Origin of the sequence: Streptococcus sp. HN38, from assembly GCF_028335765.1 — a bacterium.
In the GTDB taxonomy this organism is placed as follows: domain Bacteria; phylum Bacillota; class Bacilli; order Lactobacillales; family Streptococcaceae; genus Streptococcus; species Streptococcus suis_P.
Window position 1 is genome coordinate 1,224,342 of the sequence record NZ_CP116604.1, and the last position, 15,872, is coordinate 1,240,213.

At 40.1% G+C, this 15,872-nt stretch carries 13 protein-coding genes; 3 read left to right on the top strand and 10 right to left on the bottom strand.

Going from position 1 to position 15,872, the window contains the following annotated elements; translation table 11 throughout:
* Nucleotides 1–105: 105 nt before the first annotated feature.
* Both PHA78_RS05955 and PHA78_RS05960 read left to right on the top strand, forming a co-directional pair.
* On the top strand, nt 106–849 hold the full coding sequence (locus tag PHA78_RS05955; protein ID WP_024376507.1) for an ABC transporter ATP-binding protein: 744 nt from the start codon (nt 106–108) through the stop codon (nt 847–849).
* Complete coding sequence (locus PHA78_RS05960; protein ID WP_272158555.1) at nt 846–2,456, top strand: permease; 1,611 nt, start codon at nt 846–848, stop codon at nt 2,454–2,456. Before PHA78_RS05955 ends, PHA78_RS05960 begins: the two co-directional genes overlap by 4 nt.
* 22 nt (nt 2,457–2,478) lie before the next feature.
* On the opposite strand, the gene PHA78_RS05965 is transcribed toward PHA78_RS05960, so the two are convergent.
* The 9 genes from PHA78_RS05965 to PHA78_RS06005 form a co-directional block, all read right to left on the bottom strand.
* Nucleotides 2,479–2,922 carry a VOC family protein gene (locus tag PHA78_RS05965; protein WP_002935466.1) on the bottom strand — a complete coding sequence of 148 codons (444 nt, stop codon included), beginning with the start codon at nt 2,920–2,922 and terminating at the stop codon, nt 2,479–2,481.
* Between the two features lie 88 nt (nt 2,923–3,010).
* Nucleotides 3,011–3,766, bottom strand: coding sequence for an LD-carboxypeptidase LdcB/DacB (ldcB, locus tag PHA78_RS05970; RefSeq protein ID WP_024380753.1), 756 nt, complete (start codon nt 3,764–3,766; stop codon nt 3,011–3,013).
* A gap of 794 nt (nt 3,767–4,560) precedes the next feature.
* A complete protein-coding gene (locus PHA78_RS05975) occupies nt 4,561–5,325 on the bottom strand; it encodes a CPBP family intramembrane glutamic endopeptidase (protein WP_029185362.1) in 765 nt (254 codons plus the stop codon).
* Nucleotides 5,326–5,403: 78 nt separating this feature from the next.
* Complete coding sequence (locus PHA78_RS05980; protein WP_171943703.1) at nt 5,404–6,087, bottom strand: YjjG family noncanonical pyrimidine nucleotidase; 684 nt, start codon at nt 6,085–6,087, stop codon at nt 5,404–5,406.
* 315 nt (nt 6,088–6,402) lie between these two features.
* Nucleotides 6,403–6,789, bottom strand: coding sequence for a hypothetical protein (locus PHA78_RS05985; RefSeq protein WP_024376513.1), 387 nt, complete (start codon nt 6,787–6,789; stop codon nt 6,403–6,405).
* A gap of 2 nt (nt 6,790–6,791) precedes the next feature.
* Nucleotides 6,792–9,071, bottom strand: a complete 2,280-nt coding sequence (pcrA, locus tag PHA78_RS05990; protein ID WP_024415896.1) for a DNA helicase PcrA — start codon at nt 9,069–9,071, stop codon at nt 6,792–6,794.
* Nucleotides 9,072–9,661: 590 nt separating this feature from the next.
* Complete coding sequence (locus PHA78_RS05995) at nt 9,662–10,873, bottom strand: Fic family protein (RefSeq protein WP_002943644.1); 1,212 nt, start codon at nt 10,871–10,873, stop codon at nt 9,662–9,664.
* A gap of 142 nt (nt 10,874–11,015) precedes the next feature.
* The gene (gene nox / locus PHA78_RS06000; RefSeq protein ID WP_024376516.1) at nt 11,016–12,383 is read right to left on the bottom strand and encodes a H2O-forming NADH oxidase; all 1,368 of its coding nucleotides are present in this window, start codon (nt 12,381–12,383) and stop codon (nt 11,016–11,018) included.
* Between the two features lie 561 nt (nt 12,384–12,944).
* Nucleotides 12,945–13,283, bottom strand: a complete 339-nt coding sequence (locus tag PHA78_RS06005; RefSeq protein WP_002935455.1) for an ATP cone domain-containing protein — start codon at nt 13,281–13,283, stop codon at nt 12,945–12,947.
* Between the two features lie 166 nt (nt 13,284–13,449).
* Between PHA78_RS06005 and pepF the strand changes: the two genes are divergently transcribed.
* Nucleotides 13,450–15,240: an oligoendopeptidase F gene (gene pepF, locus PHA78_RS06010; protein WP_099780023.1), complete on the top strand. Its 1,791-nt coding sequence runs from the start codon at nt 13,450–13,452 to the stop codon at nt 15,238–15,240.
* 29 nt (nt 15,241–15,269) lie between these two features.
* On the opposite strand, the gene PHA78_RS06015 is transcribed toward pepF, so the two are convergent.
* A complete protein-coding gene (locus tag PHA78_RS06015) occupies nt 15,270–15,872 on the bottom strand; it encodes an alpha/beta hydrolase (RefSeq protein WP_029185357.1) in 603 nt (200 codons plus the stop codon).

Sequence of the window (15,872 nt, forward strand, 5' to 3'; positions counted from 1 at the left end):
AATAAATGTAATTAATTGTATATATTATTCGAAGGACATTTGGAATACGGCTTGGACTACCTAGAAAGCCCCTACTTTTAGTTCACGAATAACAAGGAGGTTACTATGATACAATTTGACCATATCACAAAAACATACGGCGAAACAATCGCGCTTGATGACCTAAATTTGACAATTGAAAGCGGCGAGATTTTCGGTTTAATTGGTCACAATGGGGCAGGAAAAACAACGACAATCAGTCTATTGACTTCGATAATCGAAGCCAGTTATGGAACTATCTCTGTTGATGGTTTAAACCTAGAGGAGAACCGCGATGAAGTCAAAAAACGGATAGCCTATGTTCCAGATTCGCCAGACATCTTCCTACACTTAACAGCATTTGAATACTGGCACTTTATGGGCAAGGTCTATGGTGTACAAAAGGATACAGTTGATGACCGTATCGCTAAACTATCTAGTCTATTTGATATGACAGCGCGCCAGCATGAGCCTATTGATAGTTTTTCACACGGTATGCGTCAGAAAACCATTATTATTGGTGCATTGATCCCTAACCCTGATATTTGGATTTTGGATGAACCCCTAACTGGACTGGATCCTCAGGCTTCATTCGACCTAAAACAAATGATGAAAGAACATGCTCAATCTGGTCACACCGTTCTATTTTCTACACACGTCCTTTCAGTAGCTGAACAACTCTGTGACCGCATTGCTATTCTCCGAAAAGGGCAACTCATTTTCGTAGGAAGTCTTGATGAACTCAAATCACAGTATCCTGATAAAGATTTGGAAACCATCTATTTGGAATTAGCTGGACGCCAACAAGTGAAGGCAGGTGAGGAAGTATGAGTAAATCCATCATTTGGGAATTAGTAAAGATTAATATTCTTTATTCCAATCCTCAACTTCTAGCTTCCGTCAAGAAGAAACAAAGTAAGCGCAAAGACGCCTCCTTTTCAGCCTATAAAAGTGTCCTCTTGCAACAAGTATTTATGGTTTTGAGTTTCGGACTTCTCTATTCTGTCTTTTTCATGGGAGTAGATTATAGTCAGTCCATCGGTTTCTTTTCTCTGCAACTAGCGCTCTTTACCATTATTGCCATTGTCTACGGTTTTACAGGTTTCTTCTCCGTTTTCTACGATAGTAAGGATACAAAGTTGTACTTAGCACTTCCCCTGAAGCCACAAGAAGTCTTCCTCGCTAAAATCCTCTCTGCACAAGGGATGGTCCTACCCTTCCTCATGCCGTGTCTGTCTTTACTTCTAATCACTTACTGGCAAATTGGCGGTCCGTTCCTCGCCTTAGCTTCCATTCCTTCCTTTTTGATTCTCTGGATTTTAGTTAATTTAGTCAATCTGATTATCATGCACTTTGTTGGGGAAGTTCTGACAAAAAGCCCTCGTAAAACATTGATTTCTACAATCCTGATGACAGGTTCTTCCTTGCTGGCTTTTGCTGCGCTCATGTTCCTGCAATCTCAGCAGACCGTTTCACTCGAATCTGGTGGCTTTGTTGATTTTCCTATCATACCCATATTTGCTGGATTCCATTACTTGGTCAGCCATACTATATCACTAGAAACACTCCTTCATTTTGGATTTCCTCTCATTTTGATGTTTGGACTTATTACGTTTGCGTTTAAAACTGTCATTCCCAACTACTTTAATCAAGTTTTGGCGATTGAAAATGCTTCGACAAAACGGACCAATAATGCTAAGTCTGGCAAGATTCCTAGCAATCTCAATCAGGCTTTAGTGAAACACCACCTATCTACTCTTAAAGATAGCAACCTCATGGTCCAAACCATGATACAACCAATCATCATGGGAGTGGCGCTTTTTCCAAGTTTTAGCCGTTTCACAGAGAATGGTGGTCTAAGTTCAGTTGAATGGGATTTCTTTGGTATTGCTCTATTAGCTGGATTCTTGCTTGGCAGTCTATTTGCTGGTTCTACAACCTTCATCGGAGTGGCCATGTCATTGGAAAAGGAAAATTATCATTTCATTCGAACGCTTCCTATTAGTTTCAAAAAATTTATCATCCAAAAATTCTGGGTATTGGCTGCCGTGCAATTCGCACTACCAACTCTACTTTACTTTGCTTTGGCTCTAGGTTTCATGAAAGTCAAACTCATTCTAGCAGTCTTCTTTACAGTCGGCATCATCATTTCAGCCCTGCTAACTGGTCAGATTTATTACTGGCGTGACCAACGACTCCTTATGCTCAACTGGCAAAATAGTAACCAGTTATTTGGTCGCGGAGCGGGTCAATGGTTGATTGCTGGATCGATCATAGGAACAATGTTTCTCGGAGCCATTATTCTAGTTGTCAGCATCATATTAGCTGGCACTATTGGTGCAGCTTATGTAAGCTCAGCCTTGATGACCTTACTATTTGTTCTATCTGCTGCTCTTCAACTTTATATCTACAAAGCTTATTGGCAAAAATTAAAATAGATTGGACGTTGTCCAATCTATTTTAGTTTTCTGCGTAATATTCCTGACCGTAGCCTTCTACTTCAGCATTGATTTGCCAAGAGATACCAAACTTGTCTGTTACATTACCATAGGCAGGAGACCAAGGAACTGCTTGAAGTTCCATATTGATAGCCGTTGCATCTACGGATAACTTGCTGTATAGTTCCTGCGCTGTCTCAGCATCGTCTGTGATAAGCGCAACTGTAATATTGTCACCTACTGTATAAGGCATTTCTGGGTTGTTGTCTGACAACATAAAACGTTGACCATTCAAACGAAACTGTGCATTCATCACGTAATTTTCTAGTTCAGCAGGACAGTCTGGTAAGAAATCTTTAAATAGATTTACTTGCTCAACTGTTGCCCCAAGAGCATTTTTATAAAACTCGATGGCTTCCAAACCATTACCATTAGTAACCAAGTATACTTCCATTGCTTTAAGCATGATGGACCTCCAAAATTATGATGGTTTATTATATCACGAGTTAGTTATACGGACAAATTTTTCGACTTATTTCTGACTAAATGTAAAATTAGTAGTCTCCACCTGGTACACCAAAATATTCTTCCAAGGTCAAGCCTGAATTGTAAATATCTGTCGCTTCTTGACCAATATATCGCACATGCCAGGATTCTGCCATATAGCCTGTGCTAGACTCTTTTCCTGGAAGATAGCGGACAATAAAGCCATATAGATGTGCATTCGTAGCCAACCACTGAGAAGCATTAGGCTCTTCTAATAAATTACCACTTGTATCCAATAAATCAAAGGCTAATCCTGTCTGATGTTCACTATATCCAGCTCTTGCAGAATACCTATCTGCCGCTGCTTGTCCTTCCTGATTTACATAAGACTGGTAGAGACTTGCCTGAGTTTCATAGGAACGAAATCCACTATAGTTATTGGAGATACCAAATCCTAGCGCCTGCATATCTGCTATTAATCGTTGAAAAGCTGCTAAGGCTTCAGGATTTTCGCCCGGTGCATAATCAGCTGCAAGCGGATGCTTTTTATTTGCGATAATCACTTCGCCATATTTTCCTTGTACACTATAATAGTAACCGTTAAAATTTACCTGAGTCTCTGTACTTGTTACTTCTTGATTCGTTTCCGCCGATGTAGAGCTGCTTGTTGACTGCTCCGAAGTTGTTGAAGCAGACTGACTTGAAGTAGTCGAAACAACTGTTGACGAATTTTTTGTAGTATTGGCCTGATCCGGCTTTTGATGACATGCTGCTAGTAACAGTATTGTCGGCAAGCATAACAGAATAGTACGTTTCATTATCATCACCCCGTTCTCTTATAATTATGTCTATTGTAGCACAATCATAAAACTCCGTCTAATGACGGCTTATGATTTTAACTACTATCGATATTTTTAGTGTTCATTGAATTTCTCTCGATTCTTTTCCTTCAAGTAGTGGTATTCACGATAACATACATGCCATAAATAGAAACGGGAGCGGGAAAGAACTCGACTAAGTCAAAAAGAGTTCGTCTTCCCACCCCCGCACAGTTGATTAGGCCAGATTTGGAGTGCAAAACACGAACAAATCTGCCAATCAACCACTGCGCTGAGATGTTGACACGAACTCTGAGTAGCGGTCCTGGGCTTTTTGCCCAGCCTCAGACATATATGATGTTAAATAATCGTATTCACAAGTAAAGTGATTTACATACAAAATAGTTTTTTAGGAAATACTGACTGCATTTTGAAAAATCCGTCTTAGCTAGAGATACTGAACTGTAAGTACAACTAGATACCTCATCAGTAGTTTCTAAACAAACATTATTGTTGATTTTTAGATGACATACCGTTTTTTACGATGTCTTCTACCTTCACATCCGTTTTATTATTTAGCACTCCTAAAAATACAAGAATACTAAGGATGATACAAATCGTCTGCTCGATTTGGTTTTATGATAAAGCAATCGAAATTTGACTGAACAGATTAAATATATCAGCACAATAAAACGGGTGATGATACCGAGTTGATAGAAACTACATATCATCATCCGTTTGTCAGCTGTAGGAAGAAAGAAATGTTATCCGATTAGCTTGATGTCCGTTCTTCTCATTGTTTACCCTGCAATAAACAATGAGAAGAAACTTGTACCAACCATATCCGCAAGAGCATGTCCTAAGAAATATGGCAATAAATTATCATTTTTCCTTGTGTACATGTAGTAATAGAAAAGGCCGAAGGCTACACCAATAACAAGAGCAGATACCATTCCTTGATAGGTATGGAAAGATATACGGACAATTGTTGAAAAGAGTAAGACCAGCGAACGCTTTTTCTTATCTGTACTCAACAATAAGCCTAAGAAAAAGAACTCTTCATAGAAGCCGTTAAACAAGGAATAGATAACTGTGCTGTAGTCAACGGCTAGAAAACGGTTGAGCACTGTCATGATATTCCAGTCATAATAAGGCAAGTATCCAAGGTAATTATATCCACCAGATAGACCAGGAATATAAGAAAAAGCTGTAAATGCCAAATCGCTAATCAGACCAGCACCGATGAAAATCAGTGGTCCCCAGAGCAAAACTCTCCACTCTAATTTTACTTTTAGCTGCTTGAAATCATAATTCCGAATCAATAAATACACCAGGGCAAACAGGAATAATTTTCCTTGATTAGCTAGAGCCCACCAATTATCGGCTGGACTAAACGACAGAACTCCTGTTTCAACGGTTTCTGTTGCGGAAAATAATGCTATCCATTGCATAGTTGAGGTATAAATAGCATTACCACATAAAATCGTTGTGATAATAATCAAATCTATCCAAGTGAGTTCTTTTAGGGGCTTTGTTGGACGAATGCGTCTCAGTAAGCTTTTCACTTTTTCCTCCTTATATTTTTGTACATATTCTTTCTGTATAATTATATACTAAAATCCTTATAAGTTTCTTAAAATATCTTATAACAAATCTAATAATTCTTGATAGCTACTAATTGTATAGGTTGGAACTGCCTTACTATTATTTATCATATGAGTCGGATTGTACCAAACAGTATCCATGCCCGCATTATTTCCGCCTTGAATATCTGCTGTCAAACTGTCTCCAATCATTAAGGCTTGGTCAAACTGAAAACCTGCAATCTGCTCTGCTATTTTTTCATAAAAATCAACCGCAGGCTTTTGCGTCCCCATCTGCTCAGAAATAAATACTTCTTTAAAATACGATTGAATCGGTGAGTGAAGCAAGCGATTTTCCTGTATATAGGTCACGCCGTTGGTCGCTGCATAAATCTGGTAGCCTCGGTGTGTCAATTCCTGCAAAAGCTTATCTGCACCTGTAAAAATTTGTCCCTGCCGCCCAATAAATTCTTGGTAGCGCAAGGCCATCTCCCTTCCATCAACTTGCCGACCAAAGTGGGCAAAGGTCCGTGAAAAGCGGGTGTTTATTAGCTCTTTCTTTGTAATGTTCCCTTTTTCCAAATCCTTCCACATACCTTGATTTAGAGGGCGATAGACATCTTTAAAAGCTTGAATATCTTCAACCTCCATAGCTGTCAAAAACTGGGTTAAGGCTACTTCTTCTCCACGGCTAAAATCAAGAAGAGTATGGTCAAGATCAAAGAGTAAGTGTTTGTATTGCAAGATGATAGGCCCTTTCTAAGCAGAAACTACTGAAACGATGTCAGGCAGTATGTCTAAAGTATACCACAGTTTCTAAAAAAATAGCTCCGTGTCCTAGACTCTATTATACTGTTTTTCAGATTTCATACTCTTTAAAACGTTGTCAACTTGCCTAGATGAGTGAAAAGCTCCTGTGAAGCTTTTTAGCCTGTTGCCTTGAAATAAGAAATCAACAGAGTTCGGTCATCGGCTTCGTTTCCTAGGCTACTTTTGATTTTCGAAGAGTATGAATAAAAAAAATACAACACATTTAATGCATTGTATTTTAATCACTATCTATATTTCCAGAAAATTAGCCACCGCTTCTTTTTTTCTAGAAATGGGTAACATACGATCACTAAGTCCACTCTGTAACAAGGGCCTATACTTCTTAATGTACTCCTTTTCTTTTTTTCTTCTGATTCCCATCGCTTCTTCAAGCTCTAGAATTTCAAACATTAAGATAAGGTTTTGATCACGAAGGGTTTCAGTGGTCATCCCTAAATACTCTGGGTATTTTCTCAACTGATATAAATGTTGTGCACATCTTATCAGCATAGAAAATGATTCACCGATATACAAGACACACCGTTCATCATCAACTTTCTGAAGTGAAATTTGGTATACCCCTCCCTTGATGGCTTTTATAACATCATTTTGAAAAAATTGTACCTGAAGATTCATCCCTACTCTTCCTTACTTATCGGTGCTAAGCTTGCCAAGACTTTTTTGAGTCCCATTTCTGGGAAATTGATTTTGAGTTCTTGGTTGCTGCCTGAACCTGATACTTCAAGGACTGTCCCGCGTCCCCATTTCTTGTGGACTGCGATGTCACCAACTGACCAGTTGGTGCCTGAGCCAGACGATTTGTTACTTGATGCGAAAGGCATGCTGCCTCCGAGCTTGGCCGATGGCTGTACGGTGGCTTTTCGGCTTTGCAAGGCTTGTTGTAAGCTCATACCTTGTCCAAACTGTGTCGCTCTGCCATTAACATAAGAGGCCTTAAAGCTGGTATTAGCTGGACGAGCAAGACCTTGATAGTCCAATAAGTCACTGGAAATTTCTCGGATAAAGCGGCTTGGCTGATTGTAATTGCTGCGACCAAAGAGCAGGCGAGAATTGGCATTGGTTAGGTAAAGGGTCTGCTCTGCACGGGTGATACCCACATAGGCAAGTCGACGCTCTTCTTCCAATTCGTCCTCTTCTTCTGCTGCGCGACTGAGTGGGAAGACATTTTCCTCCATACCAATCAGGAAGACAACTGGAAATTCCAGACCTTTGGCTGCATGGAGAGTCATGAGGGTCACTTCTGATGACTCAGTATTACCATCATCTGTATCTGCAATGAGAGCCAAATCAAGGAGGAATCGCGTTAATTTATCTAGACCAGTCTCCTCTTCCTCAGTATCCTTTTCGTCAAAGTTTTTGGTAACAGATAGGAATTCCTGAATGTTTTCAATACGGGCATTGGCTTCCAGCGTGTTTTGAGCTGCAAGGGCATCGATGTAGCCTGTTTCTTTTAAGACAGCCTCAACCACCTCTGTCACTGTCAAATTATCCAGTTGATTGCGTAGCTTATAGAGAAGGTTGGCTAGGTCGAATACTGCCTGCGCCGCCTTGCCTTTGACTGGTGACAACATAATATCCTGAGAAGCTTCTAGCAAGGACATGCTGTGGCTGGTCGCAAAATCACGGAGTTTGTCAACCGTACCAGGTCCAACGCCACGTTTTGGCTCATTGACAATACGTTCGTAGGAAATATTATCCGATGGGTTAGCAATGATATTCAAATAAGATATCACATCCCGGATCTCCTTACGGCTGTAGAACTTGGTGCCTCCAACCATGGTGTAAGGAATGTTGGACTTGAGTAGGGCTTCTTCAATGGTACGGGATTGGGCATTGGTACGGTAGAGAACTGCAAAATCCTTATAAGCCTTGCCTTCTCGGTGTAGCTGGTCAATCTGCCCTGCGACAAAAATCGCCTCGTCATTCTCATCTCTGGCACGATAGTAGGTAATCAAATCCCCTTGGGCATTCTGTGTCCAGAGTTTCTTAGGACGACGATTGCGGTTGTTTTCGATGACCTCATTGGCAGCCTGCAAGACGTTCTTGGTCGAACGATAGTTTTCCTCCAAAAGCACGACCTTGCTCTCTGGATAGTCCTTTTCAAAGTCCAGGATATTCTGCATATCCGCACCACGCCAACCATAGATAGACTGGTCCGCATCTCCGACCACACAGATATTCTTGAAACGTGATGCCAGGAGCTTGACCAATTGGTACTGGGCATGGTTGGTATCCTGATACTCATCGACATGGATATACTGGAATTTCTGCTGGTAATAGGTCAAGACCTCTGGATTTTGATCAAAAAGGCGGAGCGTCAACATGATCAAATCATCAAAGTCAACGGCCTCTGACTGTCTTAGTTCCTTTTGGTAAGCCGTGTAGCATTTAGCAACAATCTGCGTGTATAGGTCGCCTGCCTGTGCTTCAAATGCCTTGTCATCAATCAAGTCGTTTTTGGCATTAGAAATGGTTCCAAGGATGGAACGTTCACTCCACTTTTTCGGATCTAAATTAAGATTTTTCAAAATCCGTTTCATGAGTGTACGCTGCTCACCAGGGTCTACGATGGTAAAATTGCGATTATAACCAATATGGTCAGCATCCCGACGCAAAATCCGCACACACATGGAGTGGAAGGTAGCTATCAAACAATCTTGAGTGGCAGGATTGAGGGCGTAGGCCCGCTCCTTCATCTCACGCGCCGCTTTATTGGTAAAGGTAATGGCTAAGATATTCCAAGGATTGACCATTTTTTCATCAATCAAATAAGCGATACGGTGAGTCAGAACTCGCGTCTTACCCGAACCAGCCCCTGCCATAATCAATAGCGGACCTTCCGTCGTCTGCACCGCTTCTGCCTGTCTGTCATTCATTCCGTTTAATAATGGGTTCATTTTCTCATACTTTCTTAGAACATGTATTACAAGTGGAGTGCTTTTAAATAAGAGATAGTTTTTCGCTAATCAAGGCAGTTTTTTGAAGGAATACCAACTGTATCGTCATTTAGTTTTTCTTTTATTACTTCGACGTACGAGAAAACTTCGTTTCCCTATTTCCAACTTCAAACACTCCACTGGAGTGTTTGAACTCGCCTTGCCTGATTGAAACAGTCTGGGGGATACGAATAGTCCGGTGGACTATTCGTACCTGAGCCTGAAAACAAAAAAGCGAAGTACATCAGCTGGTCACCTAGAAACAAGAAAGCATTGAGTTATGCCTGCGGCTTTGATGCGAACTTTGTTCGCTTTATTTCCAACCTCCAACTATCTACCAGATAGTTGGAGCGAGTACTAAAAGTAAACTAAAAGACTATATTTTGAAAAAACTAACGATGAGTAGCTGAAAAACTAGGCTTAGATGGAAGTACTACACTGTGAATACAGGTTCGTTATAATCATTCTCTCCATTATACCAAAAAATCACTCGATAAGCAGTTGCAATGTGATAGATGGCAAGTAAAAAAGCCCAGCCGAGGCCGGTGCTATTAAATATCTTTTATCAAATTAGAACTAACTTCATAAATGACTGGGGATGATTTCACTTTTGTCACTAAGCCCATTCCTTCCAGTGTTTTCAGAGTAGAATCAATTCTCGTCCTTTTGTATTTTCCGCCGAATGCTTCCGTTAATTCCTTGTTGCTGACGCCAGTATGCAAAACATCAAAAAGCTTATCTTGGGAAAGTATAAACAACAATTCTTTTTGAGGTCCCGTCAGGTCTAGACCATCTATCAAGATCCACACTCTATCTAATTGTGACTTCAACTTGCCCAACTTAGTCTTCATGTTCTCTTGTGCATTTAAAATGATTTCTAGCATGGTCCCTACAAACGGGGTCAAATCACCTCTATTTTTAGGGTGAGAAGTAATTGAGAAACCCTCCTCATACTTACTCTTATTTTGCAAAACAGACTCCGACAGAGACAACCCTGTTAAAAAATCTAATTTTCTAGACAGATAGGATGACATTAGGAAACGCCCCATTCTACCATTTCCATCATAGAAGGGATGTACATACTCAAAAAAATAGTGCGTAATAATTGATTTGATAATAAGAGGAATCTCCGGATTGTTCATAAAAATGATTAACTTCGTTAAATCTTCATTAATCGAAAACTCCGAGGAATTTCCTTGGTGAACATAGGAATTTCCATCTCCGACATAAATCACTTTTTTTCTAAAAAGCTCTCCATCAGGCTTTTCATCTTCTGACATCTCATCTAAAAATAATTGATCATAAATATTCCTAAATTTAGACAAAGAATCTATTTTCTCAAATTCATTTTTCAAAATAGAATGGTACATCGAAACGATTCCAGAAAACCTTTTATTTTTATCTAGAGAGTTGTATGCCTCCTTTATTTCTTTACGAGTAGATTTGACTCCTTCCATATCATTGGTACTTTGGATTTCATCAATGATTTGCAAATAGAATAGCTTTTGCATCTGAACGCTTGATAAATCAAAATTAGAAAGAAGTTGGCTATTTTTATAAATCTTTTCAATATCCATGACATGGTTCGGAAGCAATACATAGAACAATTGGTGTTTATCTGCCAACCTTCTTTGTTCCCTCTTTGAAAAAGGATTGATTGTCAATCCTGTTTTTATGGTAGCTAGACTATCAAAGCGTTTTTGATATTCCGCTTCATAATTATCAAAATCAGAATAACTCACAATTTCTAGTCTTTTGTACATAAAAACACCTCTTTTGTTTTTGAATTTCTAAAATTTTACCATTTTTAAAAATTAAATTCAAGTTTTTTTGATATTTTTAAATATAATTTCAATTTTTACTAAAAAAGCCCAGAGTCATCTCTGAGCTTTTGTATTCAATTAATTATTCAGCACCCAAGGCAGCTACTGTGATGTAGTTGTAAGGTTTGTTGAAGTGTGGCAAGAAGAACAAGTCTGTCAATGCCAATTTTTCGATTGTTACGCCTTCTTGGATTGCCAATGAGAAGAGGTGGATACCCAATGAGATGTCTTCACGAGCAGCCATTTGCGCACCAAGAATACGACGTGAATCTTTATCGTAAACAATCTTGATTGTAACTGGGAAGTTACCATGCTCCATGAATTCTGGTTTTTGGTTGTCAGTTACTTCAGTAACCGCAGCGTTCAAACCAAGACGAGTAGCTTTTTCAAGTGTCAAACCTGTTGATACGAGGTTAAGACCATAGATAGAGATACCGTTAGAACCTTGTACACCGATACCTTCAAGGTCAGTACCACAGATGTTGTGAGCTGCTACGATACCAGTACGTACAGCGTTTGAAGCCAAAGCGATGTAGCTTGTGTCGCCAGTAGCGTTGTCGTAGATTGTTGCACAGTCACCGATAGCGTAAACACCTGGGATTGAAGTTTCTTGACGTTTGTTTACAAGGAAGGCACCGTTACGGAAACGCTCGATTCCTTCACCTGCAAATGCAGTGTTTGGACGGAAACCAACAGCCAAGATAACCATGTCAACATCGTATTCGTTCTTGTCAGTGATGATTTTCTCAACTTTGCCATCACCAGCAACTTCTTTAACAGTTTCGCCAAAGGCAAGTTGAATACCATGCTCTTCCAGGTTTTTAGCCATAAGATCTGACAAATCACGGTCATAATAACCAGCCAAACATGTATCTACAACGTCGATAAGGATAACTTCTTTACCTTTACGTTGGAATGCTTCTGCAAGCTCAACACCGATATAACCAGCACCAACAACTGCGACGCGGTTGATGTCTTTGTTTTTCAATTTTTCAATAACATCAGCTGAGTTTTGGTACAATTTTACGAATTGCAAGTTTTCAAGAGTTGCTTCAAATTCAAGAGAACCTTCTTTGATTTCAGCTCCTTTGATTGGTGGCAAGATAGGTTGTGAACCAGTTGCGAAAAGAAGTTTTTCAAATGATTCAACATGTTCTTGACCATTTACAAGTGCAGTAACTGTTTTTGCATCGTAGTCAATATTTGTAACAGGTGACTCCATGTATACTGTCGCGCCCAAGCTCTCCAACTCTTCTTTGTTTGAGTAGAAAAGTCCTTCAGGACCGCCAATTTGCTCACCAATCCACAAAGCCATACCACAACCCAAGAATGAAATATTTGAGTTTTGGTCAAATACAACGATTTCGTTTTCTTGACCGTAATTTGTCAACATAGTTTTGATTGCGGCCGTACCAGCATGGTTAGCACCGACAACAACGATTTTAGCCATAATGTGAAATCTCACTTTCGAAAATATATTTTTTTACAAAGTCTATTATACACTAAAAATGATACCGATTACAAAATTTTTGCTCAGAATATCACATTTTTTTCAAAAAGTTTTTGAAATGCTATTTTCTTTAAACAATGTAAAGATATATAAAAGCAAAAAGGGAGTGGGAAAGAACTCGACCAAGATAAAAAGAGTTCGTCAACAATTTTTCGTTTTAAGTTGTTGAGCTGAAACAGTCTATCCCCAGACTGTTTCACTCCCACCCCCGCATAGTTCCAACTGTCTGGGGGACAGTTGGAAGTTGGAAATAGAGCGAACAAAGTTCGCTACAAAACTGTCTGGGAGACAGTTTGAGGTTGGAGATGAAGCGAACTTTGTTCGCAACAGTCGTAATGATCAGATTTGGAGTGCAAAACACGAATTGCTGAGATTTGCTTCGCAAATACTATCTCCAACCTTTAACAGTCCACTGGACTGTTAAACCCAATCAACCACTGCGCTGAGATGTTGACACGAACTCTGAGCAGTGGTCCTGGGCTTTTTGCCCAGCCTCTTCTCTTAACGTACTTGTTCAAAACGAAGATGTACAATAATCTTATCGCCATAGCCGTTACGTTCCAAATCACGTTGCAAGCGATAGGAAATGTAATGCTCAGCAATAGAAATATACCCTGCATCTAAAAGACGGTGTTCAACTTGCGACTGAACCATGCTAATCGTTGGTCGCTCTGTATGAGCTTCTTCCAAGTCAAGCACTACTTTCTTTGTGACCTGAGCAAGATTTTTCCGCCAAGTTTCATCAATGACATAGACTGTCTGTGCAGCTTTAATGATGGCTTGGTAGATTTTATCTGGGTCAAATTCAACTATCTCTCCACTACGTTTAATGACTTGCATAAAAGCTCCTTTCTGGTTTTCAGTAAACCCTTTCATACTTACATTATCTAGGTTTTTGTGTATTTTGTCAAGTATTCTTTTTCATAAATTTTGCCTTGGCTTATTTTCGCTGAAAGCCCTTTAGTATGATATAATGGACCTATTAAAATGAAATAAGGAGAAAATCATGACAAACGCAATGCCTAAACGTCAAGAAATTGATGTGCAATTAACCTGGGATACGGACATTTTATTTCCGACCCCTGACAACTACAAAGAAAATTTAGCAGCCTACGCTAAGCAAGTGACAGCTTTCGAATCGAATTACAAAGGAAAGCTAACTGATAAGGATACCATCGTTTCCGCCTTAACAGAATACGAAAAAATCGTTATTCTTGATAGCAGACTTTCCCACTATGCCTTCCTTCCTTTGGAAGTCGATAAGATGAATACTGAATTGGCGAGCCTGGCCAACGAATACGACCTCGTTTCTGCCAAGGCACGTCCTCAACGAGATTTCCTCTATTCAGAACTTGGGCAATTAGATGAAGCCTTTCTTCTTGAATTGAAAGAGGAACACCCTCAATGGTCTGCTTTCTTTGATGCTATTCTCCGTGACAAGCCGCATCAACTGCACCCACTTCAAGAAGAACTTTTATCAAATTTTGCACCAACATTTGGTCAGCCCTATAACAACTACGGTGTGACCAAGTTTGAAGATATGACCTTTGACAACTTCGAGGCAAATGGTGAAACACTTGGTAATAGCTATGTGCTCTTTGAAAATGATTATGAACTCAGCCATGATACCGAAATCCGTCGTAATTCAGCTACTGGTTTCTATTCAACCTTGAAAAAATACAAGAATACAACCGCAGCGACATATTTATCTCATATCAAGAATGAGCAAATTGAAGCTCGCTTGCGTGGTTTTGACAGCACAATTGACTTCCTCTTGCATAGTCAAAATGTCTCTCGTGATCTCTTCGACCGTCAGATTGATGTCATCATGAAAGAATTGGCTCCTCACATGCGTCGCTATGTGAAATTGGTTGCTAAGGCTCATGGATTGGACAAGATCACACATGCTGACTTGAAAATCAGTCTACCATCGGAATACAACCAACGCATCACTCCTGAAGAATCTAAGCAATTCTTGATTGACTGCTTGGGCATTCTTGGTGAAGATTATGTGAAAATGATTGAACAATCATTTGATGAGCGTTGGATTGACTTTGCTCAAAACGAAGGTAAGGCTACTGGTGGCTTCTGTGCTACTCTTTATGATGGACCATCTTACATCTTACTTTCATGGACAGGCTTGATGAACGAGGTCTTGGTATTGGCTCACGAATTGGGACATGCTGGTCATTTCCAATTGGCTAAGAAACAAAGCGTTCTCAGCTACGATCCATCCCTCTACTTCATCGAGGCGCCTTCTACTGCTAACGAAGTCTTAACATGTAACACCCTTTTGAAAAACAACCAAGATCCTGGCTTCCAGGCTTACTTGATTAGCGAGTTGATTAGCCGTACTTACTTCCACAACATGGTCACTCACTTGCTTGAAGCAGCCTTCCAACGTGAAGTCTACACTCGTTTGGACAATGAAGAATACCTCAACGGTGATATTCTCTGCCAAATCAAGTTGGATATCATCAAGGAATTCTGGGGTGAAGACTTTGAAATCGGTGACGATGCAGGTCTTATCTGGATGCGTCAACCACACTACTACATTGGTTTGTATCCATATACCTACTCAGCTGGTTTGACCATCGGTACGGCTATGGCGAAACAATTGGAAGAAAAGCCTGAAGAAGTTGTTGAAAAATGGTTGGAAACCTTGTCACTCGGTGCAAGTCTTTCTGCCCAAGACCTTGCTAAGCACGCAGGTGTTGATGTTTCGACTGACCAGCCACTCAAAGAAACCATCGCCTATGTCGGTTCCTTGGTTGATAAATTGGAAACACTTATCTAAGACAAATAAAAGACTTGAACATTATTTGTTCAGGTCTTTTTGTCTATTCTTTCTTGATACCAATTTTTGATATAGGTCAATTCATCCTGACTTAAAAAATGTCCCTTGTCAAAACGAACTAGGTTGGCTCTGGGAAAGGCTGACACTCGCCAGTCTTCTACAAGATTTTCAAGAGCGACTTGGTCGACGAGTTGGTCATTCTGCCCCAGTGTAAACAATATCTCTGCTCTGCTATTTTCCATAGGAAAAGCATAATCTAAGGCTGAAGGGTGGAGCAAGATATAATTGTCCGCCAGATTTGACTGTTTGGTCAACAAGCCCATGATAAAGTTAGCACCGTTTGAAAAACCTACGAAAGTAATCTGACGATAATCTCGGATGTCCAAGTCCTGCCAAAAATTCAGAAAAGCCGACAAGCGCCTTTCAAAATCGACAAGATCCAGCTGACCGTCAATGAGAGGTGCAAAGAACCGCCTTTCCCTGCCTTGACCCCAACTTCCATCCAAGGAAAGGACAGAAGCTTTTAAATCCAGCTGTTGGCGGAGAAAGAGCATGGATTCCTTGTTGCCACCTGTGCCGTGGAAAAAGACCAAAAGACGGGGACTTGTCCCTTTGATAAAGCGATAATCCAT